This window comes from Streptomyces sp. NBC_00386 (genome assembly GCF_036063235.1).
GTDB lineage: Bacteria > Actinomycetota > Actinomycetes > Streptomycetales > Streptomycetaceae > Streptomyces.
This window is the reverse complement of the sequence record NZ_CP107950.1, coordinates 2,920,110-2,946,806: the sequence shown is the minus strand read 5'-3', so window position 1 is coordinate 2,946,806 and position 26,697 is coordinate 2,920,110. Positions and strand designations below refer to the sequence as shown.

General features: G+C 70.8%; 24 protein-coding genes and 1 pseudogene. 24 read left to right on the top strand and 1 reads right to left on the bottom strand.

From position 1 onward, the window contains the following. Nucleotides 1-366 precede the first annotated feature (366 nt). The 6 genes from nsdA to ftsH all read left to right on the top strand — a co-directional run bounded on the left by nsdA (nt 367) and on the right by ftsH (nt 10,487). Nucleotides 367-1,842, top strand: coding sequence for a transcriptional repressor NsdA (gene nsdA / locus OG780_RS12715; RefSeq protein ID WP_328447671.1), 1,476 nt, complete (start codon nt 367-369; stop codon nt 1,840-1,842). Between the two features lie 438 nt (nt 1,843-2,280). Further along, complete coding sequence (locus tag OG780_RS12710) at nt 2,281-3,618, top strand: ammonium transporter (protein ID WP_328447669.1); 1,338 nt, start codon at nt 2,281-2,283, stop codon at nt 3,616-3,618. After that, nucleotides 3,615-3,953, top strand: a complete 339-nt coding sequence (locus tag OG780_RS12705; RefSeq protein ID WP_142192909.1) for a P-II family nitrogen regulator — start codon at nt 3,615-3,617, stop codon at nt 3,951-3,953. Before OG780_RS12710 ends, OG780_RS12705 begins: the two co-directional genes overlap by 4 nt. Before the next feature lie 41 nt (nt 3,954-3,994). After that, nucleotides 3,995-6,454, top strand: a complete 2,460-nt coding sequence (locus OG780_RS12700; RefSeq protein WP_328447666.1) for a [protein-PII] uridylyltransferase — start codon at nt 3,995-3,997, stop codon at nt 6,452-6,454. 412 nt (nt 6,455-6,866) lie between these two features. Next, nucleotides 6,867-8,417, top strand: coding sequence for a signal recognition particle protein (gene ffh, locus OG780_RS12695; protein WP_328447664.1), 1,551 nt, complete (start codon nt 6,867-6,869; stop codon nt 8,415-8,417). Between the two features lie 135 nt (nt 8,418-8,552). Beyond that, nucleotides 8,553-10,487 carry an ATP-dependent zinc metalloprotease FtsH gene (gene ftsH / locus OG780_RS12690; protein WP_328447662.1) on the top strand — a complete coding sequence of 645 codons (1,935 nt, stop codon included), beginning with the start codon at nt 8,553-8,555 and terminating at the stop codon, nt 10,485-10,487. A 21-nt stretch (nt 10,488-10,508) separates the two neighbouring features. Here ftsH and OG780_RS12685 read toward each other — a convergent pair whose 3' ends face one another. Beyond that, a complete protein-coding gene (locus OG780_RS12685) occupies nt 10,509-11,366 on the bottom strand; it encodes an SAM-dependent methyltransferase (protein ID WP_328447660.1) in 858 nt (285 codons plus the stop codon). 200 nt (nt 11,367-11,566) lie between these two features. Here OG780_RS12685 and proS point away from each other — a divergent pair, with 200 nt between their 5' ends. The 18 genes and pseudogenes from proS to OG780_RS12595 all read left to right on the top strand — a co-directional run bounded on the left by proS (nt 11,567) and on the right by OG780_RS12595 (nt 26,616). Then, complete coding sequence (proS, locus tag OG780_RS12680; protein WP_328447658.1) at nt 11,567-12,982, top strand: proline--tRNA ligase; 1,416 nt, start codon at nt 11,567-11,569, stop codon at nt 12,980-12,982. Between the two features lie 251 nt (nt 12,983-13,233). Beyond that, entirely contained in the window at nt 13,234-13,830 is a 597-nt protein-coding gene (locus OG780_RS12675; RefSeq protein ID WP_328447656.1) for a hypothetical protein, read from the top strand. Nucleotides 13,831-14,266: 436 nt separating this feature from the next. After that, a complete protein-coding gene (rpsP, locus tag OG780_RS12670; RefSeq protein ID WP_326785285.1) occupies nt 14,267-14,686 on the top strand; it encodes a 30S ribosomal protein S16 in 420 nt (139 codons plus the stop codon). Between the two features lie 2 nt (nt 14,687-14,688). Then, nucleotides 14,689-14,928 (top strand): RNA-binding protein, encoded by a 240-nt coding sequence (locus OG780_RS12665; protein ID WP_005479813.1) that lies wholly within the window; start codon nt 14,689-14,691, stop codon nt 14,926-14,928. A gap of 118 nt (nt 14,929-15,046) precedes the next feature. Further along, nucleotides 15,047-15,634, top strand: coding sequence for a ribosome maturation factor RimM (rimM, locus tag OG780_RS12660; RefSeq protein ID WP_328447653.1), 588 nt, complete (start codon nt 15,047-15,049; stop codon nt 15,632-15,634). Then, entirely contained in the window at nt 15,634-16,455 is an 822-nt protein-coding gene (trmD, locus tag OG780_RS12655; RefSeq protein ID WP_328447651.1) for a tRNA (guanosine(37)-N1)-methyltransferase TrmD, read from the top strand. Before rimM ends, trmD begins: the two co-directional genes overlap by 1 nt. 131 nt (nt 16,456-16,586) lie before the next feature. After that, nucleotides 16,587-16,937, top strand: a complete 351-nt coding sequence (gene rplS, locus OG780_RS12650) for a 50S ribosomal protein L19 (RefSeq protein ID WP_328447649.1) — start codon at nt 16,587-16,589, stop codon at nt 16,935-16,937. 80 nt (nt 16,938-17,017) lie between these two features. Continuing rightward, a complete protein-coding gene (lepB, locus tag OG780_RS12645) occupies nt 17,018-17,734 on the top strand; it encodes a signal peptidase I (RefSeq protein ID WP_328447647.1) in 717 nt (238 codons plus the stop codon). Next, nucleotides 17,727-18,815 (top strand): annotated as a pseudogene (lepB, locus tag OG780_RS12640) (signal peptidase I); the annotation flags it as partial. The gene lepB (OG780_RS12645) and the pseudogene lepB (OG780_RS12640), both read left to right, overlap by 8 nt. Continuing rightward, the gene (lepB, locus tag OG780_RS12635; RefSeq protein ID WP_328447645.1) at nt 18,703-19,644 is read left to right on the top strand and encodes a signal peptidase I; all 942 of its coding nucleotides are present in this window, start codon (nt 18,703-18,705) and stop codon (nt 19,642-19,644) included. The pseudogene lepB (OG780_RS12640) and the gene lepB (OG780_RS12635), both read left to right, overlap by 113 nt. A 149-nt stretch (nt 19,645-19,793) precedes the next feature. Then, nucleotides 19,794-20,567, top strand: coding sequence for a signal peptidase I (lepB, locus tag OG780_RS12630; RefSeq protein ID WP_328447643.1), 774 nt, complete (start codon nt 19,794-19,796; stop codon nt 20,565-20,567). Beyond that, a complete protein-coding gene (locus tag OG780_RS12625) occupies nt 20,557-21,081 on the top strand; it encodes an NUDIX hydrolase (protein WP_328447641.1) in 525 nt (174 codons plus the stop codon). The genes lepB (OG780_RS12630) and OG780_RS12625 overlap by 11 nt, the downstream gene beginning before the upstream one ends. Before the next feature lie 55 nt (nt 21,082-21,136). After that, the gene (locus OG780_RS12620; RefSeq protein WP_003965949.1) at nt 21,137-21,445 is read left to right on the top strand and encodes a DUF2469 domain-containing protein; all 309 of its coding nucleotides are present in this window, start codon (nt 21,137-21,139) and stop codon (nt 21,443-21,445) included. Between the two features lie 204 nt (nt 21,446-21,649). Continuing rightward, entirely contained in the window at nt 21,650-22,021 is a 372-nt protein-coding gene (locus OG780_RS12615; protein ID WP_328447639.1) for a YraN family protein, read from the top strand. Next, nucleotides 22,021-23,646 (top strand): YifB family Mg chelatase-like AAA ATPase, encoded by a 1,626-nt coding sequence (locus OG780_RS12610; RefSeq protein ID WP_328447637.1) that lies wholly within the window; start codon nt 22,021-22,023, stop codon nt 23,644-23,646. The genes OG780_RS12615 and OG780_RS12610 overlap by 1 nt, the downstream gene beginning before the upstream one ends. After that, nucleotides 23,643-24,788, top strand: coding sequence for a DNA-processing protein DprA (gene dprA, locus OG780_RS12605; protein WP_328447635.1), 1,146 nt, complete (start codon nt 23,643-23,645; stop codon nt 24,786-24,788). Before OG780_RS12610 ends, dprA begins: the two co-directional genes overlap by 4 nt. Before the next feature lie 271 nt (nt 24,789-25,059). Then, complete coding sequence (whiG, locus tag OG780_RS12600) at nt 25,060-25,902, top strand: RNA polymerase sigma factor WhiG (RefSeq protein WP_326785273.1); 843 nt, start codon at nt 25,060-25,062, stop codon at nt 25,900-25,902. Nucleotides 25,903-26,058: 156 nt separating this feature from the next. Then, nucleotides 26,059-26,616 (top strand): TetR/AcrR family transcriptional regulator, encoded by a 558-nt coding sequence (locus tag OG780_RS12595; protein WP_328458084.1) that lies wholly within the window; start codon nt 26,059-26,061, stop codon nt 26,614-26,616. The last annotated feature ends 81 nt before the right edge of the window (nt 26,617-26,697 follow it).

The window sequence follows — 26,697 nt, the reverse complement described above, 5'->3', positions numbered from 1 at the left end:
GCGCGATCCAGACGGCGCCTTGTCGCGCATGGGGTGGTGCGTTCGGCTCCGTGCGCCCTGGAGTGCGCTTCTTCGCCCACCCTTGGTCGTTCCGTGTCAAGTGAATCGCGAGCAGGGTGACTGGGGTTCATTCGAAGGGGTGGCGAATGGTGGCGTTTCACGGATCGCCATGGCTGGACGCGTGATCGTAGGATTACTTTGAGTGCACGAGTCCTAGGGTTTTGTTTACTCGCGAGTATGCCAAGGGCAAGCCGGGTTCCCTTTCGAAGGGTGAGAACTACCGGACACGCGGCCGTGTTTACGGGCATTCTGATAGGGCTTGTCGCAGAGCGGCGACAAGTGATCTCGGGGAGTGGGGGCGTTCCAGTGGGCGGCAACGGCGGAGGCGGGACGAACGCTGACAAGCGCCCCAACGAGCTGCTCGGCTCGTGGTTCGTGCGCAGTGGCTGGTCGAAGGGCGAGCTGGCGCGCCAAGTGAACCGCAGAGCGCGCCAGCTGGGGGCCAACCACATTTCCACGGACACCTCGCGGGTGCGCCGCTGGCTGGACGGGGAGAACCCGCGCGAGCCGATCCCGCGCATCCTGTCGGAGCTGTTCTCCGAGCGGTTCGGCTGTGTCGTCGCCGTGGAGGACCTCGGTCTGCGCGCGCCCCACCAGGCACCCTCCGTGTCCGGCATCGACCTTCCGTGGACCGGTCCCCAGACCGTCGCGCTGATCAGCGAGTACTCGCGCAGCGACCTGATGCTGGCGCGGCGCGGCTTCCTCGGCAGTTCGCTGGGGCTCTCCGCCGGCCCGGCCCTCATCGAGCCCATGCAGCGCTGGCTCGTCCCCACACCACCCGCGTCCTACGAGGCGGCCGAACCGCCGGCCTCGACGCGCCGCGGCGGCAGGCTCTCCCAACCGGAGCTGGATCTCCTGGAGTCCACCACCGTGATGTTCCGTCAGTGGGACGCGCAGTGCGGCGGGGGACTGCGCCGCAAGGCCGTCGTCGGCCAGTTGCACGAGGTGACGGACCTCCTCCAGGAGCCGCAGCCCGCCGCCACCGAGAAGCGCCTGTTCAAGGTCGCCGCCGAACTGGCCGAGCTGGCGGGCTGGATGAGTTACGACGTGGGTCTCCAGCCCACCGCGCAGAAGTACTTCGTGCTCGCCCTGCACGCCTCGAAGGAGGCGGGTGACAAGCCGCTCGGCTCGTACGTCCTCTCCAGCATGAGCCGGCAGATGATCCATCTCGGGCGGCCCGAGGACGCCCTGGAGCTGATCCATCTCGCCCAGTACGGCAGCCGTGACTGCGCGAGCCCGCGTACCCAGTCGATGCTGTATGCGATGGAGGCCCGGGCCTACGCCAACATGGGCCAGCCCGGAAAGTGCAAGCGGGCCGTCCGCATGGCCGAGGACACCTTCGCCGACGTGCACGAGTGGGACGACCCGGACCCCGACTGGATCCGCTTCTTCTCCCAGGCCGAGCTGTACGGCGAGAACTCGCACTCCTACCGCGATCTCGCCTACGTCGCCGGGCGCAGCCCCACGTACGCCTCCATGGCCGAGCCCCTGATGCAGGAGGCGGTCGACCGCTTCGGCAAGGACTCCGAGCACCAGAGGTCGTACGCGCTCAACCTCATCGGCATGGCCACCGTGCACCTGCTCCAGCGTGAACCCGAGCAGAGTGCCGTCCTGGCCAAGGAAGCCCTGAGGATCGGTAGGAAAGTGCGCTCCGAACGCGTCAACACTCGTATCCGAAAGACGGTCGACACCGCGGTCCGCGAGTTCGGCGACCTCGCCGAGGTCATCGACCTCACCGACCAGCTGGCCGTCGACCTGCCCGAGACCGCCGAGGCGGTCTGACGCCAGGCCGCCGAAGCGGCCCCGCTCAGTACCCCGGCCGCGGCCGGCCGTCCCGAACTGCCCGACTCGGCTCCCCCATGCCAGGTCATCGGACGGCCGGCCGTGGCCGGTTCCGCTGTATGCGGCCCCGGCCGGCGCCGCTCGCGCGGACGCGGCCCGTCATCGCGGGGACGCCCCGCACGGTGGTCATGTCCCCGGTGCGCCGGGGGCGCCACGAGCATCCTGTCGGAGATTGCGTCACGATAACGATCGCTTCGACCACAATCAGGCAGTTCATGAACGTGTAACACACAGAGTGCCTTCGTCACTGGTGCGAAACATCGAGGGGCGTCCACGGAAACCGCGCTGCGTCAATCTCATGGCGCATAACCGGCCCACCCCTCACGACCCATTCAGGCTTCGCCCGCACGGGGCCGTACCAACGACGAGGAGACGCCGATGGCACCAGCCATCACCCTTGCCGCAGAGGCACCCAAGCTTTCTGCCGCCAACACAGGGTTCATGCTCATCTGTTCCGCCCTGGTGCTCATCATGACGCCGGGCCTCGCCTTCTTCTACGGAGGCATGGTCCGCGTCAAGAGCACCCTCAACATGCTGATGATGAGTTTCATCAGCATGGGGATCATCACCATCCTGTGGGTGCTGTACGGCTTCTCCCTCGCCTTCGGCACGGACAAGGGATCGTTCATCGGCTGGACCTCCGACTGGGTCGGCCTCAGCAACATCGGCCTGACGGAGCTCTGGCCCGGCTACACCATTCCGGTGTTCGTCTTCATGGTCTTCCAGCTGATGTTCGCGATCATCACGCCCGCGCTGATAAGCGGTGCTCTCGCGGACCGCGTGAAGTTCACCGCCTGGTCGGTCTTCATCGCGCTGTGGGCCACGCTCGTCTACTTCCCCGTCGCCCACTGGGTCTGGGGCACGGGCGGCTGGGCCTTCGACCTCGGCGTGATCGACTTCGCCGGTGGTACGGCGGTCCACATCAACGCGGGTGCCGCGGCGCTCGGCGTGATCCTGGTCATCGGCAAGCGCGTCGGCTTCAAGAAGGACCCGATGCGTCCGCACAGCCTTCCGCTGGTGATGCTCGGATCCGGTCTGCTGTGGTTCGGCTGGTTCGGATTCAACGCCGGCTCGTGGCTCGGCAACGACGACGGCGTCGGCGCGCTGATGTTCGTCAACACGCAGGTCGCCACCGCCGCCGCCATGCTGGCCTGGCTCATCTACGAGAAGATCCGGCACGGCGCGTTCACCACGCTGGGCGCCGCCTCCGGCGCGGTCGCCGGTCTGGTCGCCATCACCCCGTCCGGCGGCGCGGTCTCCCCGCTCGGCGCCATCGCGGTCGGCGCCATCGCCGGTGTCCTGTGCGCCATGGCCGTCGGCCTGAAGTACAAGTTCGGCTACGACGACTCCCTCGACGTCGTCGGTGTCCACCTCGTCGGCGGTGTCATCGGCTCCCTGCTGATCGGCCTCTTCGCCAGCGGCAAGGGCCAGTCGACCGTCGAAGGCCTCTTCTACGGCGGCGGTCTGACCCAGTTCTGGAAGCAGTGCGCCGGTGTCTTCGCCGTCCTCGGCTACTCCCTGGTCGTCTCCGCGATCCTCGCCTTCGTCATCGACAAGACCATGGGCATGCGGGTCACCGAGGACGAGGAGATCGCCGGCATCGACCAGGCCGAGCACGCCGAGACCGCATACGACTTCAGCGGCGCCGGTGGTGGCGCCGCCCGGACCGCCGTGCCCGCCCCGGCCGACACGGACGCCAAGAAGGTGGACGCATGAAGCTCATCACCGCCGTCGTGAAGCCCCACCGGCTCGACGAGATCAAAGAGGCACTCCAGGCCTTCGGGGTCCACGGACTGACGGTCACCGAGGCGAGCGGCTACGGTCGGCAGCGGGGACACACCGAGGTGTACCGCGGCGCCGAGTACACGGTCGACCTCGTCCCCAAGATCCGCATAGAGGTGCTGGTCGAGGACGACGACGCCGAACAGCTCATCGATGTCGTCGTGAAGGCGGCCCGTACAGGCAAGATCGGTGACGGCAAGGTGTGGTCCGTCCCGGTCGACACGGCGGTCCGGGTGCGGACCGGCGAGCGCGGCCCGGACGCACTCTGACCGGATCGGCCCGCACGTAGAAGAAAGACAGGAGTCGCTGGGTGACGAGTACGGACACGCGAGTGGAAGCAGAGGACTCGGGACCCAGCGGCTACGCGGCGGCCCGGCTGCGCCTCCTCCAAGAGGGGGCGCGGTCCGGGCCGCCGCGCCGTACCGCCCTCGCCGACCTGACGGACGACTGGCTGACCGGCCTGTTCACCGCCGGATCCCAGGGCCTGCGCGGGGTCTCCCTCGTCGCCGTCGGCGGTTACGGCCGCGGCGAACTCTCCCCCCGCAGCGATCTCGACCTGCTCCTCCTGCACGACGGCACCGACTCCGCCGCGGTCGCCGCCCTCGCCGACCGCCTCTGGTACCCCGTATGGGACCTGGGCCTCGATCTCGACCACTCGGTCCGCACACCCGTCGAGGCCCGCAAGACCGCCGCCGACGACCTCAAGGCCCAGCTCGGCCTCCTCGACGCCCGTCACATCGCGGGCGACCTCGGCCTCACCGCCGGACTGCGCACGGCCGTCCTCGCCGACTGGCGCAACCAGGCGCCGAAGCGGCTGCCCCAGCTCCAGGAACTGTGCGCGGAGCGCGCCGAACGCCAGGGCGAACTCCAGTACCTCCTCGAACCCGACCTGAAGGAAGCACGCGGCGGACTGCGCGACGCCATCGCGCTGCGCGCCGTCGCCGCGTCCTGGCTCGCGGACGCCCCCCGCGAAGGACTCTCGGACGCCCGTCGCCGGCTCCTGGACGTCCGCGACGCCCTGCACCTCGCCACCGGCCGCGCCACCGACCGCCTCGCGCTCCAGGAACAGGACCAGGTCGCCGCCGAACTCGGCCTGCTGGACGCCGACACCCTGCTGCGCCAGGTGTACGAGGCGGCGCGCGTCGTGTCGTACGCCAGCGACGTCACCTGGCGCGAAGTGGGACGCGTCCTGCGCTCGCGGGCCGTACGCCCGCGGCTGCGCGCCATGCTGGGCGGCGGCAAGCCGGTCGCCGAGCGGTCCCCCCTCGCCGAAGGAGTCGTCGAACAGGACGGCGAGGTGGGGCTCGCCCGCACCGCACGTCCCGAGCGCGACCCCGTGCTCCCGCTGCGCGCCGCGGCCGCCGCCGCGCAGGCGGACCTCCCGATCTCCCTGCACGCCGTACGACGGATGGCCGCCGCCGTACGTCCCCTCCCCACGCCCTGGCCCGCCGAGGCGCGCGAACAGCTCGTCACCCTCCTCGGCTCGGGCCGCCCGACCATCGAGGTCTGGGAGGCGCTGGAAGCCGAAGGGCTGATCACCCGGCTGCTGCCCGACTGGGAGCGGGTGCGCTGCCGGCCCCAGCGCAACGCCGTCCACATCTGGACCGTCGACCGCCACCTCATCGAGACGGCCGTCCGCGCCTCCGAACTGACCCGCCGCGTCGGCCGCCCCGACCTCCTCCTCGTCGCCGCCCTGCTCCACGACATCGGCAAGGGCTGGCCCGGCGACCACTCCGTGGCCGGCGAGATCATCGCCCGTGACGTGGCCGCCCGCATCGGCTTCGACCGCGTGGACGTCGCGGTGCTCGCCACCCTCGTACGCCATCACCTGCTGCTCGTCGACACCGCGACCCGGCGCGACCTGGAGGACCCGGCCACCGTCCGCTCGGTCGCCGAGGCCGTCGGATCACAGGGCACCCTGGAACTGCTGCACGCGCTCACCGAGGCGGACGCGCTGGCCACCGGGCCCGCCGCCTGGTCCTCCTGGCGCGGCTCCCTCGTCGCCGACCTGGTCAAACGGGTCTCGGCCGTGCTCGCCGGGGACGCTCCCGAGGAACCCGAGGCCCCCGCGCCCACCGCCGAGATGGAACGTCTCGCGATCGAGGCGTGCCGCACGGGCGGGCCCGTCCTGGCCCTGCGCGCACAGACGGAACCGGTCGACACCGACGCCGAGCCCGCCACCGTCCCGGACGACCCGGAGCCGCTCGGTGTGGAACTGCTCATCGCCGTCCCCGACCAGCCGGGCGTGCTCCCCTCGGTGGCCGGCGTCCTCGCCATGCACCGGCTGACCGTCCGCACCGCAGAACTGCGCGCCCTGGACCTGCCCGACGGCGTCGACGGCTCGGTGCTGCTGCTCAACTGGCGGGTCGCCGCCGAGTACGGCTCCCTGCCGCAGGCCGCCCGGCTGCGCGCCGACCTCGTACGCGCCCTCGACGGCTCCCTCGACATCACCGCCCGCCTCGCCGAGCGCGACGCCGCCTACCCGCGCCGCCGGGGCGTGGTCGCGCCCCCTCCGCGGGTCACCGTCGCGCCCGCGGCGTCCCGCCTGGCCACGGTCATCGAGGTCCGCGCCCACGACGCCCCGGGCCTGCTGCACCGCATCGGGCGGGCCCTGGAGACGGCGCGGGTACGGGTACGGAGCATGCACGTCTCCACGCTCGGCGCGAACGCCGTCGACGCCTTCTACGTGACGGGCACGAAGGGGGAACCCCTGCCGGGGGAGGAGGCCGCCTCGGTGGCGCGGGCCGTGGAGGAGGCGCTGCGGGGCTGACCTCGCGGCCGTCGGCCCGGCGGTCGTTCCGGGGACGCACTGGTTTCGCGCCCGTGGTCGTTCCGGGCCGCGGCCGTTCCGGGCCCGCACCGGTTCCGGGGCCCGTGGTCGTCCCGCGCCCGCACGCGCTCTGCCGGCCTCCGTACTTGCTCCGCCGCCGCACTTGTTATGACCCCGGGTGCGTTCCGCCCCCGCGTTCGTTCCGGGCGGCGAGCGGACATGTGATCTCCGCGACCCGGGGAGCCGCCCGGTCGCCGAAAGCCGGTCCGCCAGGGCCGCGGACCGCCGCCCCCGCCGCCGCGGGCCTCGTCCCCGGTCGCCGAATGCGGTGTGCGGGGACGAATCGCTTGCGGGGACAGATACCCTGGAGGGCAGCCCGAAACCGACCCCGACTCCGAGGACCGAAGCCACCGTGTTCGATACCCTCTCCGACCGCCTCAGCGCGACGTTCAAAAACCTCCGCGGCAAGGGGCGCCTCAGTGAGGCGGACATCGACGCCACGGCCCGCGAGATCCGCATCGCGCTCCTCGAAGCCGATGTCGCCCTCCCGGTCGTCCGCACCTTCATCAAGAACGTCAAGGAGCGGGCCCTCGGCAGCGAGGTCTCCAGGGCGCTGAACCCCGCCCAGCAGGTCCTGAAGATCGTGAACGACGAGCTCGTCACGATCCTCGGCGGTGAGACCCGCCGCCTCCGGTTCGCCAAGAACCCGCCCACCGTGATCATGCTCGCGGGCCTCCAGGGCGCGGGCAAGACCACGCTCGCCGGAAAGCTCGGCAAGTGGCTCAAGGACCAGGGCCACTCCCCGATCCTCGTCGCCGCCGACCTCCAGCGCCCGAACGCGGTGAACCAGCTCAGCGTCGTCGCCGAGCGCGCGGGCGTCGCCGTCTACGCCCCCGAGCCGGGCAACGGCGTCGGCGACCCGGTCAAGGTCGCCAAGGACTCCATCGAGTTCGCGAAGACCAAGGTCCACGACATCGTGATCGTGGACACCGCCGGCCGCCTCGGTATCGACCAGGAGCTGATGCAGCAGGCCGCGGACATCCGCGACGCCGTCAGCCCCGACGAGATCCTCTTCGTCGTCGACTCGATGATCGGCCAGGACGCGGTCAACACCGCCGAGTCCTTCCGCGACGGCGTCGGCTTCGACGGCGTGGTGCTCTCCAAGCTCGACGGTGACGCCCGCGGTGGTGCCGCCCTGTCGATCCGGCAGATCACCGGCAAGCCGATCATGTTCGCCTCGAACGGCGAGAAGCTCGACGACTTCGACGCCTTCCACCCTGACCGGATGGCTTCCCGCATCCTCGACATGGGTGACCTCCTCACCCTGATCGAGCAGGCGGAGAAGACGTTCAGCCAGGAAGAGGCCGAGAAGATGGCCTCCAAGCTGGCGTCCAAGAAGGGCCAGGACTTCACCCTGGACGACTTCCTGGCCCAGATGGAGCAGGTCCGGAAGATGGGCAGCATCAGCAAGCTGCTCGGCATGCTCCCGGGCATGGGCCAGATCAAGGACCAGATCAACAACCTGGACGAGCGGGACGTCGACCGCGTCGGCGCGATCATCAAGTCGATGACCCCGGGTGAGCGCCAGGACCCGACGATCATCAACGGTTCGCGCCGTGCCCGTATCGCCAAGGGTTCCGGCGTCGAGGTCAGCGCGGTCAAGGGCCTGGTCGAGCGCTTCTTCGAGGCCCGCAAGATGATGTCCCGCATGGCCCAGGGCGGCGGGATGCCGGGCATGCCCGGGATGCCGGGCATGGGCGGCGGCCCCGGCCGCGCCAAGAAGAAGCCGAAGCAGGCCAAGGGCAAGCAGCGCTCCGGCAACCCGATGAAGCGCAAGCAGCAGGAGGAAGAGGAGGCGGCCCGGCGCGAGGCGGGCGTCCAGGGCGGCAACGCCTTCGGCCTCCCGCAGCAGGGCGCCCAGGACTTCGAGCTGCCGGACGAGTTCAAGAAGTTCATGGACTGACGCTCGTGCACTGGCCTTCCGCCCCGTGCGGGAGCGCCGACGTGACGCCCGCTGGGGGCGCCCCTCACCGGGAGGGGCGCCCCCAGCGGCATGACCGCAGGTGCCGGTGTCCGCCATCTGTCGTAACGTCCACTTATGAGCAATCCCGTGCCGCCGCGCAAGGCACCGGACCAGCCGTGGCGTACCGAGGGCACGCCACCTGAGCCGACGCCGCCGCCGGGCGGCCGGCGGAAGCTGCCCGGTGGCTGGTGGAGCCTGGCCCTGGCCGCGCTCATCGTGTTCCTGATCGCCAACCTGGTGCTGTCCTTCTACAACAAGGGCAACGAGCCGACGATCTCGTACACGGAGTTCAGCCGGCAGGTCGACGACGGCAACGTCACCAAGATCTACGCCAAGGGCGACGCGATCCAGGGACAGCTCAAGGACTCGCAGGAGAAGCCCGACGGCGACGGGAAATACACCAAGTTCAAGACCCAGCGCCCGGTCTTCGCGGACGACAAGCTCTGGGACAACCTCCAGAAGCACGACGTCACGGTGACCGCCTCGCCGGTGGTCCAGGAGCGCAGCTTCCTGTTCAACCTGCTGATCTCGCTCGCCCCGATGATCCTGCTCGTCGTCCTGTGGATCTTCATCGCCCGGCGGATGGGCTCCGGCATGGGCGGCGCGGGCGGCATGCTCGGCCGCAAGGCGCCCCCGAAACCGGTCGAACTCGTGCCCGGCGGCAAACGCACCACGTTCTCGGACGTGGCCGGCATCGACGAGGTGGCCGGCGAAGTCGACGACGTCGTGGACTTCCTCAAGAACCCCGACGCCTACCGCAGGATGGGCGCGAAGATGCCGCGCGGCGTGCTGCTGGCGGGCCCGCCCGGCACGGGAAAGACCCTGCTCGCGCGGGCCGTCGCGGGCGAGGCGGGAGTCCCGTTCTTCTCCGCCTCCGCCTCCGAGTTCATCGAGATGATCGTGGGCGTCGGCGCCTCGCGCGTCCGCGAACTGTTCGCCGAGGCCCGCAAGGTGGCCCCGTCCATCATCTTCATCGACGAGATCGACACCATCGGACGGTCACGGTCGGGCGGCTCCGCCATGGGCGGCCACGACGAGCGCGAGCAGACGCTGAACCAGATCCTCACCGAGATGGACGGCTTCTCCGGCTCGGAGGGCGTCATCGTCATCGCCGCCACCAACCGCGCGGACATCCTGGACCCGGCGCTCACCCGCCCCGGCCGCTTCGACCGGGTCGTCAACGTCTCGCCCCCCGACCGCGGCGGCCGCGAGGCGATCCTGGAGATCCACACCCGCGACATCCCGCTCGCCCCCGGCGTGGACCTGACCCAGGTGGCCCGGACGACCCCGGGCATGACCGGCGCCGACCTCGCCAACCTCGCCAACGAGGCGGCTCTCCTCGCCGTCAAGCGCAAGCAGTCCGAGGTGACCCAGGGCGACCTCTCCGAAGCGCTCGAAAAGGTCCAGCTCGGCGCCGAACGCTCCCTGGTCATGCCCTACGAGGAACGCCGCCGCACCGCGTACCACGAGAGCGGCCACGCCCTCCTCGGGATGCTGCGGCCCGGCGCCGACCCCGTCCGCAAGATCACCATCGTTCCGCGCGGCCGCGCGCTCGGCGTCACCCTCTCCACGCCGGACGCGGACCGGTACGCGTACACCGAGGAATATCTGCGCGGCCGGATCATCGGCGCCCTCGGCGGCATGGCCGCCGAGCACGTCGTCTACGACGTCATCACCACGGGCTCGGAGAACGACCTGGAACAGGTCACGAACCTCGCCCGCGGCATGGTCGCCCGCTGGGGCATGAGCGAACGCGTCGGCCGGCTGTCCGCGCTGCCGGGCGACTCCCAGCAGGCCTACGGCCTCGCGGCGGCCCCGGGCACCCTCGACTCGATCGACCACGAGATGCGCCGCATCGTCGACGAGTGCTACGAGGAGGCCTGCCAGAAGCTCCGCGAGCACCGCGGACAGCTCGACGCCCTGGCCGAGGCGCTCCTCGCGAACGAGACGCTGGAGGAGGCCGAGGCGTACCGGATCGCCGGAGTGCCCCGGACGGCCAAGGAGGTCTGAACACCACGCCCGGGACCGGCCTCAGGCCGTACGGGCGATCAGATACCGGAACACGTTCGGCATCCACACCGTCCCGTCCCGCCGCAGATGAGGATGCAGCGCCTCGGCCACCTCCTTGTCGACCTGCGCCTGGTCGGTGGCGGCGACCGCGGCGTCGAAGAGCCCCGTCGAGAGCAGCCCGCGTACGGCGCTGTCCACATCGGCGTAACCGAACGGGCAGGACACCCGCCCCGAGCCGTCCGGCCGCAGCCCGGCCCGCTGGGCGACGTCCTCCAGGTCGTCCCGGCGAGCGGCACGCCAGCTCGCCGCGCCGCGCAGGGGATCGGCCAGCTTGGTGGCCACCCGCAGTACGGCCGAGGTGCTGCACCGCTCCGGCGGCCCCCACCCGACCAGCACCACGGGCGTGCCCCGGCCGGTGAGCGGTGCCGCCTCCGTGAGCAGCGAACCGAGCCCTTCGGAGTCGCCGGCCACGCACCCGATCGGTTCGAACGCGGTCACCAGGTCGTACGCCGGCGCTCCCTGCGCCACCGTGTCCCGGGGGGACCCGGACACGATCCGGATCCCGGCGCGCGGGCCCGTGTCCCGGTCCCGCGGCAGCAGACGTTCCCGTGCGAGGGCCAGCCGTTCGGGCGACGAGGAGTCGACACCCGTGACCGCGGCGCCGCGGGAGTCCGCCATCAGCAGGGCGAGCCCCGACCCGCAGCCGAGCCCGAGCAGCCGTGTCCCGCCGCCCACTTCGAGCCGCTCGTAGACGGCCTCGTAGAGCGGCACCAGCATCCGCTCCTGGATCTCGGCCCAGTCACGCGCGCGTGCACCCCGGTCCGCGCGGGACGAGGGGCCCGCATGAGGAAGGTGCTGCCGCACGAGCGTAGGTGTCATCGAAAGTGCCCCAATCCGCCGAGAGTTGCCGCCGGGCCCCCTTTCCTCCGCCCCCGCGCGCGAGGCCCGCACTCCCCCCGTATGTCAGGTAACTCCGCCCTCGACGTGCCGTCCAGGGGTCGCGGGGGCCCGTTTGTGCCCAGGCCGCGAAAGGCGCAAGAATTCACATACCGGCAACGTGGGCCCGTAGCATCGCCCACATGGCAAAGGCACCCGTTCTCACGCCCCGGGCGGACGACTTCCCGCGCTGGTACCAGGACTTGATCAACAAAGCCGAGCTCGCCGACAACGGACCGGTGCGCGGCACCATGGTCATCCGGCCCTACGGGTACGGGCTGTGGGAGCGGATGCAGCAGGAGATGGACGCCCGCATCAAGGAGGCGGGGGCCCAGAACGCGTACTTCCCGCTGTTCATCCCGCAGTCGTACCTGACCCGGGAGGCGGAGCACGTCGAGGGCTTCGCACCCGAGCTCGCGGTCGTCACGCACGGCGGCGGCAAGGAGCTGGAAGAGCCGGTCGTCGTCCGCCCCACCTCCGAGACGATCGTCAACGAGTACTTCTCCAAGTGGGTGCAGAGCTACCGCGATCTGCCGCTGCTGATCAACCAGTGGGCCAACGTGGTCCGTTGGGAGATGCGCCCGCGGGTGTTCCTGCGAACGACCGAATTCCTCTGGCAGGAGGGCCACACCGCGCACGCGACCTACGAGGACGCCCGGGACTACGCCGCGCACATCCACAAGGAGGTGTACGCCGACTTCATGGTGAACGTCCTCGGCATCGATGTCGTCCTCGGCCGGAAGACGGCGGGCGAGCGGTTCGCCGGCGCCATCAACACCCTCACGCTCGAAGGCATGATGGGCGACGGCAAGGCGCTCCAGATGGGCACCAGTCACGAGCTGGGGCAGAACTTCGCGAAGGCGTTCAACACCCGGTACCTGTCCCGGGACGGGAAACAGGAGCTCGTCTGGCAGACCTCCTGGGGGTCCTCGACCCGCATGGTGGGTGGCCTGATCATGTCGCACGGCGATGACAGTGGGTTGCGGGTGCCGCCCCGGCTCGCCCCGGTACAGGTCGTCGTCCTCGCGATCAAGGGGGACGAGGCGGTTCTGGCCAAGGTCCGCGAGATCGGCGACCGGCTGAAGGCGGCGGGTGTACGGGTCCAGGTCGACGACCGCACGGACACCCCCTTCGGGCGCCGCGCCGTCGACTGGGAGCTCAAGGGTGTCCCCGTACGGGTCGAGGTCGGCCCCCGTGACCTGGAGAACGGTACGGCGATGCTCGCCCGCCGCATCCCCGGGGGCAAGGAGCCGGTGGCCCTCGACGCGCTGGCGGCCCTGCTCCCCGCCGTCCTCGAGGAGGACCAGGCGCTGCTCCTGAGGCAGTCCCGCGAGCGCCGCGAGTCCCGTACCTCTGACGTGTCGACGATCGACGCGGCCGTGGAGGCCGCCGTGGCCGGCGGCTGGGCGCGCATTCCCTGGGCCGACCTCGGCGAAGAGGGCGAGGCCAGGCTCGCCGAGCACGCGGTGACCGTACGGTGTCTGGTCGCCGAGGACGGGTCGGTGCCCGGCACCGACGACGCACCCGGTAACGTCGCCGTCGTCGCCCGCGCCTACTGAGCGGGCCCGCAGGGCGGCCGAAACACCACTTGCGCATCCGCCGGCCCCAGGTGCCCCGGCGTGCGGACCCCGTCTACGCGCCGGGGCGTACGTGTGACTACGTACCGGCTTGATACGAGCTGTGACGCTTCTCCGCAGATCAGCGCACCCGCCCTCGTCGGGACGCATCAGTGGCAACTGACGGGTACGTGCAAATTATTTGGGATGCCCCGTAATAGGAACACGGAGGCACTCCCGCTCGTTGTCATTACGTGAGCACGACACCACCTGTTCTCGCCGCAGAGCTGGCAGGGGCGTGGGCCGACATTCAGCGGCACCACCCCGAACTGCCCGATCTTGCCGCGCCAGAGTCCCTGATCGGGGAGTCGTCGTCCGCCTGCGGACACGAACTCTCCTTCGAGCGACTGCTTCACGAAGCAGTCCACGGCATCGCCGCCGCGCGTGGAGTCCGCGACACCTCGCGCGCCGGCCGGTATCACAACCGCAGATTCCTCGCGATCGCCGAGGAGCTGGGCCTCGACCACCCCGAGGAGCCGCATCCCAGCAGTGGCTTCTCCTTGGTCACGCTCAACCCCGAGGCGAAGCGCCGCTACCGCCCGACCATCGAGCGGCTCCAGCGCGCGCTGAAGGCCCACACGGCCGCCACGTCCGCGGACACCGCCCGCTCGTTCCGCGGTCCGGCCGCCCGCCACGGCTCCTCCGGAGGAGGTGTCCGCGTCAAGGCCGTCTGTGACTGCGGGCGCAACGTGCGCGTGGTCCCGTCGGTCCTCGCGCAGGCGCCGATCGTGTGCGGAGGGTGCGGCAAACCCTTCCGGATTCCGGAGGTGGTCGGGGCAGCCGCGAGCTGAGGTGCGCGCTCCACCGGCGTCTCGTGGGTGCCGGACGAGTCCGGGCGGCCCGTGAGCAGTCGTGCCTCCCCCACTGCCCTGGAGCACGTGGGGGAATTCAGGAGGCACGAGTGCGCGCGGGCGGCCTCTCTCCGACGTCCCCGGCGGCCGGTCCACCGCCGCCCTGCCTGAGCGGGCACCCGGAACACCGGGTGCCCGCTCAGGTATGGCCCCGCTCAGCCCGGTCTCGACGAGGCGCGGGCTCGCCCAGGCGTGGGCTCGCGCACCCTCGGTCCGGGCGGACCGCAGGATGTGGCAGAATGGTCAGCTGTACTCGACAGCCGCATAGGACCCCTCTCTCCTCCGGCTGACGCGTCCATCGGGCACTCGGGTACCGCAACCCCACGCGGCCATCTCTGCGTGCCCAACCCCGTCAAGACCAGGAGACACCACTTCCGTGGCAGTCAAGATCAAGCTGAAGCGTCTGGGCAAGATCCGTTCGCCTCACTACCGCATCGTCGTCGCCGACTCCCGTACCCGCCGTGATGGCCGGGCCATCGAGGAGATCGGTCTGTACCACCCGGTGCAGAACCCTTCGCGCATCGAGGTCGACTCGGACCGTGCGCAGTACTGGCTGGGTGTCGGCGCGCAGCCGACCGAGCCCGTGCTCGCCATCCTGAAGCTGACCGGTGACTGGCAGAAGTTCAAGGGCCTGCCGGCCCCGGCTCCGCTGCTCGTCGCCGAGCCGAAGGCCGCGCGCCCGCTGTTCGACGCCCTCGGTGGCGAGGACACGGGCAAGGGTGAGGCCATCACCCAGAAGAAGAAGGCTGAGAAGAAGGACGAGGCCCCGGCCGAGTCCGAGTCGACCGAGGCCTGAGCATGCTCGAGGAGGCTCTCGAGCACCTCGTGAAGGGCATCGTCGACAACCCCGACGACGTGCAGGTCGCCTCGCGCGACCTGCGCCGCGGGCGCGTACTCGAGGTCCGGGTCCACCCGGACGACCTCGGCAAGGTGATCGGCCGCAACGGCCGCACCGCACGCGCTCTGCGCACCGTCGTGGGCGCCATCGGCGGCCGCGGTGTCCGCGTCGACCTCGTCGACGTGGACCACGTCCGCTGACGCAACAGGCAGCACCGGCTCGGGCCGGGGAGGGCTTACGAGCCGTCCCCGGCCCGTAGTCGTCTGCGCACCCGTATCCGAAGCATTGCCGTCGGTACACGACAGGAGATCAAGCACAGTGCAGCTGGTAGTCGCTCGCGTCGGCCGCGCCCACGGCATCAAGGGCGAGGTCACCGTGGAGGTCCGCACCGACGAGCCGGAGCTGCGGCTCGGGCCCGGTGCCGTCCTGCTCACCGATCCGGCCTCCGCCGGACCGCTGACCATCGAGACGGGCCGCGTCCACAGCGGCCGTCTCCTGCTGCGCTTCGCCGGCGTACGCGACCGGAACGGCGCCGAGGCGCTGCGCAACACCCTGCTGATCGCCGAGGTCGACCCGGACGTGACGCCGGAGGACCCGGACGAGTACTACGACCACCAGCTCATGGACCTGGACGTGGTCACCACGGACGGCACCGAGGTCGGCCGGATCACCGAGATCTCGCACCTGCCCTCGCAGGACCTGTTCGTGGTCGAGCGGGAGGACGGCACCGAGGTGCTGATCCCGTTCGTCGAGGAGATCGTCGTCGAGATCGACCTGGAGGAGCAGCGGGCCGTCATCGACCCGCCGCCCGGCCTGATCGACGACCGCGCGGAGGTCGTGTCCACCCGGGACGAGGAGAACGGCTCCGCCGCGGCCGGCGAGGACGTCACGGGGGCCGGCGCCTGATGCGGCTCGACGTCGTCACGATCTTCCCCGAGTACCTGGAGCCCCTGAACGTCTCGCTCGTCGGCAAGGCCCGCGCGCGTGGCCAGCTGAACGTGCACGTGCACGACCTCCGGGACTGGACGTACGACCGGCACAACACGGTCGACGACACGCCCTACGGCGGCGGCCCCGGCATGGTCATGAAGACCGAGCCCTGGGGCGACGCGCTGGATTCCGCTCTGGCGGACGGGTACGAGACGGGCTCCCACGGGCCCGCCCTCGTGGTCCCCACCCCCAGCGGGCGCCCGTTCACCCAGGAACTCGCCGTGGAGCTCTCCGAACGCCCCTGGCTGGTCTTCGCGCCCGCGCGCTACGAGGGCATCGACCGCCGTGTCATCGACGAGTACGCGACGAGGATGCCCGTCTACGAGGTGTCCATCGGCGACTACGTGCTCGCCGGCGGCGAGGCGGCCGTCCTCGTCGTCACCGAGGCTGTGGCCCGGCTGCTGCCGGGTGTCCTCGGCAACGCCGAGTCCCACCGGGACGACTCCTTCGCCCCCGGTGCCATGGCCAACCTCCTGGAGGGCCCGGTGTACACCAAGCCCCCGCTGTGGCGCGGCCGTGAGATCCCCGACGTGCTGGTCAGCGGCCACCACGGGAAGATCGCCCGCTGGCGCCGCGACGAGGCCCTGCGCCGTACGGCGGCGAACCGGCCCGACCTCATCGAGCGCTGCGAAGCCTCCGCCTTCGACAAGAAGGACCGCGAGATGCTCTCGATCATGGGCTGGCGACCGGCTCCCGACGGCCGATTTTGGCGCAGGCCGGACGCCGTGGAAGAATAAGCCGCTGCTCTACGTCGTCCGGCGTGCGCCCCTGCCACAGGGGGACACGACGCCCGTCCCGACGAGACAGCATCATCTTCGAACCTCTCTCCCGTTGATGACCTGTGGCATCAGCGAAGAAAGCAGACAAAATGACTCACCTGCTCGACTCCGTCGACGGCGCGTCGCTGCGCACCGACATCCCGGCCTTCCGCCCGGGTGACACCGTCAACGTCCACGTCCGCGTCATCGAGGGCAACCGCTCCCGTGTGCAGCAGTTCAAGGGCGTAGTCATCCGCCGCCAGGGCGCCGGTGTCCGCGAGACCTTCTCGGTCCGCAAGGTCTCGTTCTCCGTCGGCGTCGAGCGCACCTTCCCGGTGCACACCCCGATCGTCGAGAAGATCGAGGTCGTCACCCGCGGTGACGTGCGTCGCGCCAAGCTGTACTACCTCCGTGACCTGCGCGGCAAGGCCGCGAAGATCAAGGAGAAGCGCGACCGCTGAGCCGGTGCCGCCGCGGTGACCCGTCGGCGACCGAGCCGGTAAGAAGGTGTCTCAGGGAGGCCGGATAGCATCTGGCCCCGATGGACACCGAAGCACAGCCCGTGGAGCGCGACCGCTCCTCCCGCCCTTCCGCTTCCGAGGAGATCTCGGACACAGCGGGGCCGGAGGAGCGGTCGCGTTCTGCGTTCTCCGACAAGATCGCCGAGTGGCTTCCCGGAGGCCGGATCACCCTGACCGTGCTGGTCTGTCTGGTATTCCTGCTGCTTGTCAGCCGCTTCGTGATGCAGCCGTTCGAAATTCCCAGCGGCTCCATGGAGTCCGGATTGAGGATCGGGGACCGCGTTCTCGTAAACAAGTTGGCGTACCGTTTCGGTTCCGAGCCGCAGCGGGGCGATGTCGTCGTCTTCGACGGCACCGGTTATTTCGGGAACGCGGACTACGTCAAACGCGTCGTCGGAGTAGGGGGAGACCACGTGGTCTGCTGCGACAAGGAGGGGAGACTCGAAGTGAACGGCCGAGCGGTCGACGAGTCGACATTTCTCTATCGGGGTGACAGCCCGTCCGAGGTGCCCTTCGACGTCGTCGTGCCCCAGCGGTCCCTGTTCCTTCTGGGCGATCACCGCAGCCGCTCCCGCGACTCCCGTGATCATCTGGGCTCGCCCGGCGGCGGCATGGTCCCCGTCGGCGATGTCATCGGCAGGGCCGACTGGATCGCCTGGCCCGTGGGCCACGAGACCCGTCTGACGCGTCCCGACGCCTACGCGCGTGTACCGGCCGCCGGGGGTGCGCATGGGTAACCGTGGACGGGCGCGCGGGGTCTCCGCCAGCGCCGCCGACAACCTGCTCCCCACCGGATCCCGGCGCGCCGCCGGAGGCGCCGCCAGGCCCAGCCGGGTCGAGCGCCGCAAACTCGCGCGCAAGATCAAGCGGCGCAGGCGCCGCTCGGCGGTCAAGGAGATACCCCTCCTCGTCGGCGTGGCCGTCCTGATAGCCCTGGTCCTCAAGACGTTCCTCGTCCAGGCCTTCGTGATCCCGTCGGGCTCCATGGAGAACACGATCCAGATCGGCGACCGCGTCCTGGTGGACAAGTTCACCCCGTGGTTCGGCTCCCAGCCCAAGCGCGGTGACGTCGTCGTCTTCAAGGACCCCGGAGGCTGGCTCACCGCCGAGGACACCCAGAAGAAGAGCGACCCCGTGGTCGTCAAGCAGTTCAAGGAGGGTCTGACCTTCATCGGTCTGCTGCCCTCCGACAACGAGAAGGACCTGATCAAGCGGGTCGTCGGGCTCGGCGGGGACACCGTCAAGTGCTGCGACGTACAGGGCCGGGTGACCGTGAACGGCACCCCTCTGACCGAGCCGTACATCTACGCCGGAGACAAACCGTCGGACTTCTCCTTCGAGGTGAAGGTGCCGGCGGGCCGTCTGTTCGTGCTGGGCGACCACCGCGGCAACTCGGCGGACTCCCGTTACCACCGCACCGACAAGTTCTCCGGCACGGTCTCCGAGGACTCGGTCGTGGGCCGGGCGATGGTCATCGGCTGGCCCATCGGTCACTGGACCCGTCTGCAGGAGCCGAACACGTTCTCGACGGTGGCCGACGCGCCTGGAGGGTCGGCTTCCGCTCCAGCTCTGTCGCATAGGGTGGCCTCTGCGGATCCAGATGGATTGATCCCGCTCCCGAGCCCTGCGGAACTCCCGCTCGTTATGGGAGTGGTGGGCCTGCGCCGAATACGGCGCGGGCGGCGGCACGGAGTGAGGAGTGGATGTGGGGGATGTGGCGGTCGGCGCGCGTTCTGGGCACGAAGGTCCCGAAGGGCAGCCGGAGCGGCCCGAGGATGCGGCTGCACCGGCCGTAGAACCCGGTTCGGGTTCCGGGAGCGGCTCCGAGGACGGTGACGCCCCGGCCGGGCGTCCCGAACGGGACCCCAAGTCCACCAAACAGCGCTCCTTCTGGAAGGAGCTGCCGATCCTGATCGGCATCGCTCTGGTCCTTGCGCTGATCATCAAGACGTTCCTGGTGCAGGCGTTCTCGATCCCGTCGGACTCGATGCAGAACACCCTCCAGCAGGGTGACCGCGTCCTGGTCGACAAGCTGACCCCGTGGTTCGGCTCCGAGCCGGAGCGCGGCGAGGTCGTCGTCTTCCACGACCCGGACAACTGGCTGGCGGGCGAGCCCACAGCCAACCCGAACGCCCTGCAGACGGTCCTCAGCTGGATCGGCCTGATGCCGTCCGCCGAGGAGAAGGACCTGATCAAGCGGGTCATCGGCGTCGCCGGTGACACGATCGAGTGCAAGAACACCGGCCCGCTGAAGGTCAACGGCAAGGCGCTGAACGAGTCGTCGTACGTGTACGCGGGGAACACCCCGTGCAGCCAGGACGAGGACGGCGGTCAGTTCAAGGTCAAGGTCCCCAAGGGCATGATCTGGGTGATGGGCGACCACCGCCAGAACTCGCGGGACTCGCGCTACAACCAGGCGGACAAGCACCACGGCATGGTGCCGGTGAACGACGTCGTCGGCCGCGCCATCGTCAAGGCCTGGCCCATCAACCGCTGGGGCACCCTCCCGGTGCCGGACACCTTCGACCAGCCCGGTCTGAGCGCCCAGGCGGCCGCGGCGGTCACCTCGCCGGGGTCGGTGGCCCTGCTGGGCGCCGTGCCGCTCGTGCTGGTGCGACGCAGGCGCAAGGCGTCCAAGGACGACTGAACCGCCGCACGGCCTTCGGGGCCGGCCTCTGCGGACATGTCCGCAGAGGCCGGCCCCGCTCGTTTCCCCGCACGGATCCGGTCCGCTCCGGCGATCGTGATCCGGCGGGGGCTGACCCCGGACCGTACCCCCGGGTAAGGTGCGGGCCCATGGGTGGCGAGAGCGCAACACGTACGGCCCCGCGCAGCGGCGGCACCGGCAAGGCCCCGGTGGGCAGCAAGACCGGACAGCGGTTGTCCGGGCTGGCTGTCGCGCTCGGTCTGGTGCTGTTCCTCGGCGGATTCGCCTGGGCGGCGTTGGTCTACCGGCCGTACACCGTTCCCACGAGTTCGATGGCACCGACGATCAAGATCGGCGACCGGGTGCTGGCGCAGCGCGTCGACGGCAGCGAGGTCCGCCGCGGTGACGTCGTCGTCTTCGAGGACAAGACCTGGGTCACGGGCTCGTCCGTGGTCAAGCGCGTGGTCGCCGTCGGCGGCGACACCGTCGGCTGCTGCACCGACGGCAAGCTGACCGTCAACGGCAAGAAGATCGACGAACCGTATCTGCCCGAGGGAAGCCTCGCCGAGCTCACGGGCTTCCCGACCGTGAAGGTCCCCGAGGGACGGCTGTTCCTGCTGGGCGACGAGCGGCGCGGCTCCCTGGACTCCACCGCGCACCTCACGGACGCGGCCAGCGGCACCGTGGCGCGCGGCGCCGTGAAGGCCCGGGTCGAAGCCGTCGCCTGGCCGATGAACGGCATGCTCGCCCGCCCCGACGGCTTCAAGGAACTCGGTGCTCTGTCCCGGCCCGGACCGCTCCCCACGATGATCGCCCTGGTGATCGCGGGCGCCGTCCTCGTACTGGGCGGCGCGGCGTACGGGCCGGTCGCCAAGCTGGCCGGCCGTTCCCGCGCGCGCACGGAGTCCGCCGGTGCCCGCTGAGGCGGCGGGCTCGGACGAGGGGCACGGCCGGGACGGGCTGCGCAAGGTCGCCCGGGTCGTGCTGCTCGACCCGCGGGACCGCGTCCTGCTGCTGCACGGCCACGAGCCGGACGATCCCTCCGACGACTGGTGGTTCACGCCCGGCGGCGGCGTGGAGGGCGACGAGACCCGGGAGCAGGCGGCCCTGCGCGAACTCGTGGAGGAGACCGGGATCACCGAGGTCGAACTGGGCCCCGTCCTGTGGCGGCGGACCTGCTCGTTCCCGTTCGCGGGCAGGCGCTGGGACCAGGACGAGTGGTACTTCCTGGCCCGTACGGCCCAGACCGCCACGGCGGCCACGGGCCTGACGGAGCTGGAGCGGCGCAGCGTCGCCGGATCGCGTTGGTGGACGTGCCGGGAACTGACCGAGGCACATGAGACGGTGTATCCGACCAAGCTCGCCGAGCTGCTGCGCAGGGTGCTCGACGAGGGGCCCCCGGCCACGCCCGAGGTCCTCGACACGGAAATCGTCTAGGGGCTCTCGGGACTGGCGCACAATAGGGGAACGCACGGCTGAAGGGGAACATGCCATGAGCGCCGAGGACCTCGAGAAGTACGAGACCGAGATGGAGCTGAAGCTCTATCGGGAGTATCGCGATGTCGTCGGTCTGTTCAAATATGTGATCGAGACCGAGCGGCGCTTCTATCTCACCAACGACTACGAGATGCAGGTGCACTCGGTCCAGGGTGAGGTGTTTTTCGAGGTGTCCATGGCGGATGCCTGGGTGTGGGACATGTATCGGCCCGCCCGCTTCGTGAAACAGGTGCGCGTCCTTACTTTCAAGGACGTGAACATCGAGGAGCTGAACAAGAGCGATCTGGAGCTGCCGGGCGGCTGAGATCCGGGTGACGGAGACGCGGGTGGCTGAGGTCCGGCGGCCGAGGTCGGGCCGGCCGGACCCGGGCCCGCCCGCCAAGGGTGAGCGACGATCACGGTGGTGACTCGTACGGGTGACGGGGTTCTCCACAGTCGCCCGCTCGTCCACCAAGATCCAACAGCTGGGTGACGAGGCCTCAGTGTCGGTGCCGGAGGTGGTGCCGACATGAAGACACCCGAGGCACGTAACGCACTGGGAGCCTACGGCGAGGAACTGGCCGCACGGCGGCTGACCGGGGCCGGAATGACGGTCCTGGCACGCAACTGGCGCTGCGGCAGGACCGGCGAGATCGACATCGTGGCCCGGGACGGCGACGCGCTGGTCGTCTGCGAGGTCAAGACCCGCGGGGCGGGCGCGTTCCAGCATCCGATGGAGGCCGTCACACCGGCCAAGGCGCGCCGATTGCGCGGCCTGGCCGAACGCTGGCTCCAGGAACACGGTGGAGCCCCGCCGGGCGGTGTCCGCATCGACCTGGTCGGCGTCCTGATCCCCGAACGCGGCGCGCCCGTGGTCGAGCACGCGCGGGGGGTGGCCTGATGGGATTCGCGCGTACGTGTTCGGTCGCCCTGGTGGGCGTGGAGGGCGTCGTCGTCGAGGTCCAGGCCGACCTGGAGCCGGGCATCGCCGCCTTCACACTGGTCGGGCTCCCCGACAAGAGTCTGACCGAGAGCCGGGACCGGGTCAGGGCGGCGGTGGTCAACTCCGGCGCGTCCTGGCCGCAGAAGAAGCTGACGGTGGGGCTGAGCCCGGCCTCGGTGCCCAAGGGCGGTTCCGGCTTCGACCTCGCCGTGGCCTCGGCGGTGCTGGGCGCCTCCGAGCGGATCGACCCCCGCGTGCTCGCCGACATCGTGATGATCGGGGAACTGGGGCTCGACGGCCGGGTGCGGCCGGTCCGCGGCATCCTGCCGGCCGTCCTCGCCGCGGCGGAGGCCGGGTACGTACAGGTGGTGGTGCCGGAGTGCGCGGTGGCCGAGGCCTCACTCGTGCCGGGAGTCTCGGTGCTCGGGGTCCGCAGCCTGCGCCAGCTGATCGCGGTACTGGCGGACGAACCGGTGCCCGAGGAGGAGCCGGACGAGCGGGGCCGCCCGGACCCGCTGTCGGCCGGCCTGCGCCTGCCCGGCACGGGCGAGGCCACCGGCCTGTGCGGCATCGCCGTGCCGGAACACGACCAGGGCCACGACCTCGGCGACGTCGTCGGCCAGCTCTCGGCGCGCACCGCGATGGAGGTGGCGGCGGCCGGCGGCCACCATGTCTTCCTCCAGGGGCCGCCCGGCGCGGGCAAGACGATGCTGGCCGAGCGGATGCCGCTGATCATGCCGCGCCTCACCCGGCAGGAATCCCTGGAGGTGACGGCGATCCACTCCGTCGCGGGCCTGCTGCCGCCCGGCAAACCGATGGTGGACGTCGCGCCGTACTGCGCACCCCATCATTCCGCGACCATGCAGTCGCTCGTCGGCGGCGGCAAGGGGCTCGCACGGCCCGGAGCGGTGTCCCTGTCGCATCGTGGCGTGCTCTTCCTGGACGAGGCGCCGGAGTTCAGCGGCTTCGCACTGGACGCCCTGCGGCAGCCGCTGGAAGCGGGACACGTGGTGATCGCGCGCAGCGCCGGTGTCGTGAGGTTCCCCGCGAAGTTCCTGATGGTGCTGGCCGCCAACCCCTGCCCCTGCGGCCGCTTCAGCACGGCGAACGACTTCTGCGAGTGTCCGCCCTCCGTCATCCGCCGCTATCAGGCGAGGCTCTCCGGGCCGCTGCTCGACCGGGTCGATCTGCGCGTGGACGTCGAACCGGTCACCCGGGCCGAACTCACCGCGCGAGGGGCGCGGGGCGAGTCGACGAAGACGGTCGCGGACCGGGTCCTCGCCGGCCGTGAACGAGCCGCCGAGCGCCTGAAGGGGACTCCCTGGCACACCAACAGCGAGGTGCCGGGACGCGAGCTGCGCGGACGCTGGCAGGCGCGGGCGGGAGCGATGGACGAGGCCGAGCGGGGCCTGGAGCGCGGGCTGCTGACGGCCCGTGGCCTGGACCGGGTGCTCCGGGTCGCCTGGACGGTCGCGGACCTGTCCGGACACGACCGGCCCGACGCCGGGGACGTCGCCCTGGCCCTCCAGCTGCGCACCGGCATCCCCCGCGGTGTGCCGATGGCGATCGGCTCGCCGGCATGACAGCCGTCGAACGCGAGGCCCGCGTCACGCTGTCCCGGGTCGTCGAACCGGGTGACGAGGTCTGCGGGCGCTGGATCCGGGAGGTCGGGGCCCCGGAAGCGGTCCGGTGGCTGTACGGGAACCTGGGACAGCCGCGGGGGATGACCGACACAAGGTGGGCCGGGCTGCGGGCCAGGGCCGCGCGGGCCGCCCCGGAGCGTGACCTCGCCCTCGCCCGGGACGCCGGGGTGAGGTTCGTCTGTCCCGGTGAACCCGAATGGCCCGCGCAGCTCGACGACCTGGGGGACGCCCGGCCCGTCGGACTGTGGGTGCGCGGGCCGGCCGGTCTGCGGTTGTGGGCCCTGAGATCGGTGGCCGTCGTCGGCGCCCGTGCCTGTACGGAGTACGGCGCGCACATGGCCGCCACCCTCGGCGCCGGTCTCGCGGAGCGGGGTTGGGTGGTGGTGTCCGGCGGCGCCTACGGCATCGACGGCGCCGCGCACCGCGGCGCCCTCGGGGCCGGCGGGGCCACGGTCGCGGTGCTCGCCTGCGGCGTCGACCGGCCCTATCCGCGCGGACACACCCAGCTGATCACCAGAATCGCGGAACAGGGTCTCGTCGTGGGGGAGCTGCCGCCGGGCGAGCACCCGACGCAGAGCAGATTCATCCTTCGCAACCGGGTCATCGCGGCGCTCACCCGGGGCACCGTGGTCGTCGAGGCGGCGTACCGCAGCGGAGCGCTCGTCACCGCCCGCGCCGCACAGCGGCTGGGCCGGTTCACGATGGGCGTGCCGGGACCCGTCACCAGCGCGCTGTCGGCCGGGGTGCACGAAATGCTGCGCGGGGAGGCCGTCCTGGTGTCCGACGCCGCGGAAGTCGCCGAACTGGTGGGCGACATGGGGGAGCTGGCTCCGGACCGGCGTGGTCCCGTACTGCCGCGCGACCTGCTGCCCCCGGACGCGGTGCGTGTTCTGGCCGCTCTGCCGGCGCGGGATCCGGCCGGGACCGAGGAGATCGCCCGGCGGGCGGCGACCAGTACGGACGACGCGGTCGGGAGACTGTACGAACTCCGAGCACTTGGATTCGTCGAACGACACGGCGACGGCTGGAAGTTGACACGCCAGGTGACGGCCTCCGGCGGAGGTGATCGGGAGGGATGCTGACCGAGCGTGTTCGGCCGTCCGGGGGAATGCCGACACGCCTGGGAATCCTCGCAGTTGGCGACCCCTGACGGTCACGCAGGGCGACCGCCGTGACTCCGGGGAACGTCCCGGGGAAAGGTTTCGCGTGCGGGTGACAGCCTGCCCTTCGCGCACTGCGACAGCCCAGTCACGCTACGCTCACAAGAATCCGAAGCAGGCACGCGATCTCGGCACGGCGCCGACAGGACACCCAGGTCATCCCAGTTCACGGCAGAACGGCACAAGGCGACGAATGCCCCAGCACACCTCCGGGTCCGACCGGACGGCGATCCCGCCAGCCGCCCGCGACGGCGGCAGCGTGCGCCCGCCCGCGCCCTCGACACTCGACGAGCTGTGGCGGTCGTACAAGTCGACCGGTGACGAGCGGCTGCGGGAACAGCTGATCCTGCACTACTCACCGCTGGTGAAGTACGTCGCGGGCCGGGTCAGCGTGGGTCTGCCGGCCAATGTCGAGCAGGCCGACTTCGTCTCGTCGGGGGTGTTCGGGCTGATCGACGCGATCGAGAAGTTCGACATCGAACGGGAGATCAAGTTCGAGACGTACGCGATCACCCGCATCCGCGGGGCGATGATCGACGAACTGCGGGCGCTGGACTGGATCCCGCGGTCGGTGCGTCAGAAGGCGCGCAATGTGGAGCGCGCCTACGCGACGCTGGAGGCGCGGCTGCGGCGCACCCCTTCCGAGGGCGAGGTCGCCGCCGAGATGGGCATCGGTGTGGAGGAACTCCACGCGGTGTTCAGCCAGTTGTCGCTGGCCAACGTGGTCGCTCTGGAGGAGCTGCTGCATGCCGGCGGCGAGGGCGGCGACCGGCTGAGCCTGATGGACACCCTGGAGGACACCGCCGCCGACAACCCGGTCGAGGTGGCCGAGGACCGGGAGCTGCGGAGGCTGCTGGCGCGGGCGATCAACACGTTGCCGGACCGGGAGAAGACCGTGGTCACGCTGTACTACTACGAAGGGCTCACGCTCGCGGAGATCGGCAATGTGCTCGGGGTGACCGAGAGCCGGGTGAGCCAGATCCACACCAAGTCGGTGCTTCAGCTGCGAGCCAAGCTGGCCAGTTTCGGACGCTGAGCCGGGCCGTGCCGTGATGCCGGGCGGTGCCGCCCTGCCGTCCTGTCGGCGGACCCGTCGTGGCGGACGCCATCGGGGCGGGCTCGGCGGAGTGGTTCCCGTCGGCGGCACCGCGTCCGTACAGTGGTTGACGTGCCAAGGATTCGAGCGGCCTCCGTGGCCGAGCACCGGTCGATGCAGCGAGCCGCCCTGCTGGACGCGGCGCGCTCCCTGTTGTCCGAGGGCGGGACGGAGGCACTGACCTTCCCCGCGCTCGCCGAGCGCACGGGGCTCGCGCGTTCCTCCGTGTACGAGTACTTCCGGTCCAGAGCGGCCGTCGTCGAGGAACTGTGCGAGGTCGACTTCCCCGTCTGGGCGGCCGAGGTCTCCGCCGCGATGGCCGCGGCGGACGGCCCCGAGGCCACGGTCGAGGCCTATGTGCGCCGGCAGCTGGCCCTGGTCGGGGACCGGCGGCACCGGGCCGTGGTCGCCATCTCCGCCAGCGAACTCGACGCGGGTGCCCGGGAGAAGATCAGGGCCGCGCACGGCGGGCTGGTCACGATGATCGGTGAGGCGCTCACGGAGATGGGACACGCCGAGCCGCGGCTGGCCGCGATGCTCCTCCAGGGCGTGGTGGACGCCGCGGTGCGCCGTATCGAGCTGGGCGCCGCCGAGGACCCCTCCGCGATCACGGAGGCGGCCGTGACGATGGCCCTCCGGGGCGTCCGGGGCTGAACCCCGCCGCCCCCCTGGGACCGGGGCTGCCTCCGCTGTCATGGGGCCAGGGCTGAACCCTGCCGTCCCCTTGGGGCCAGG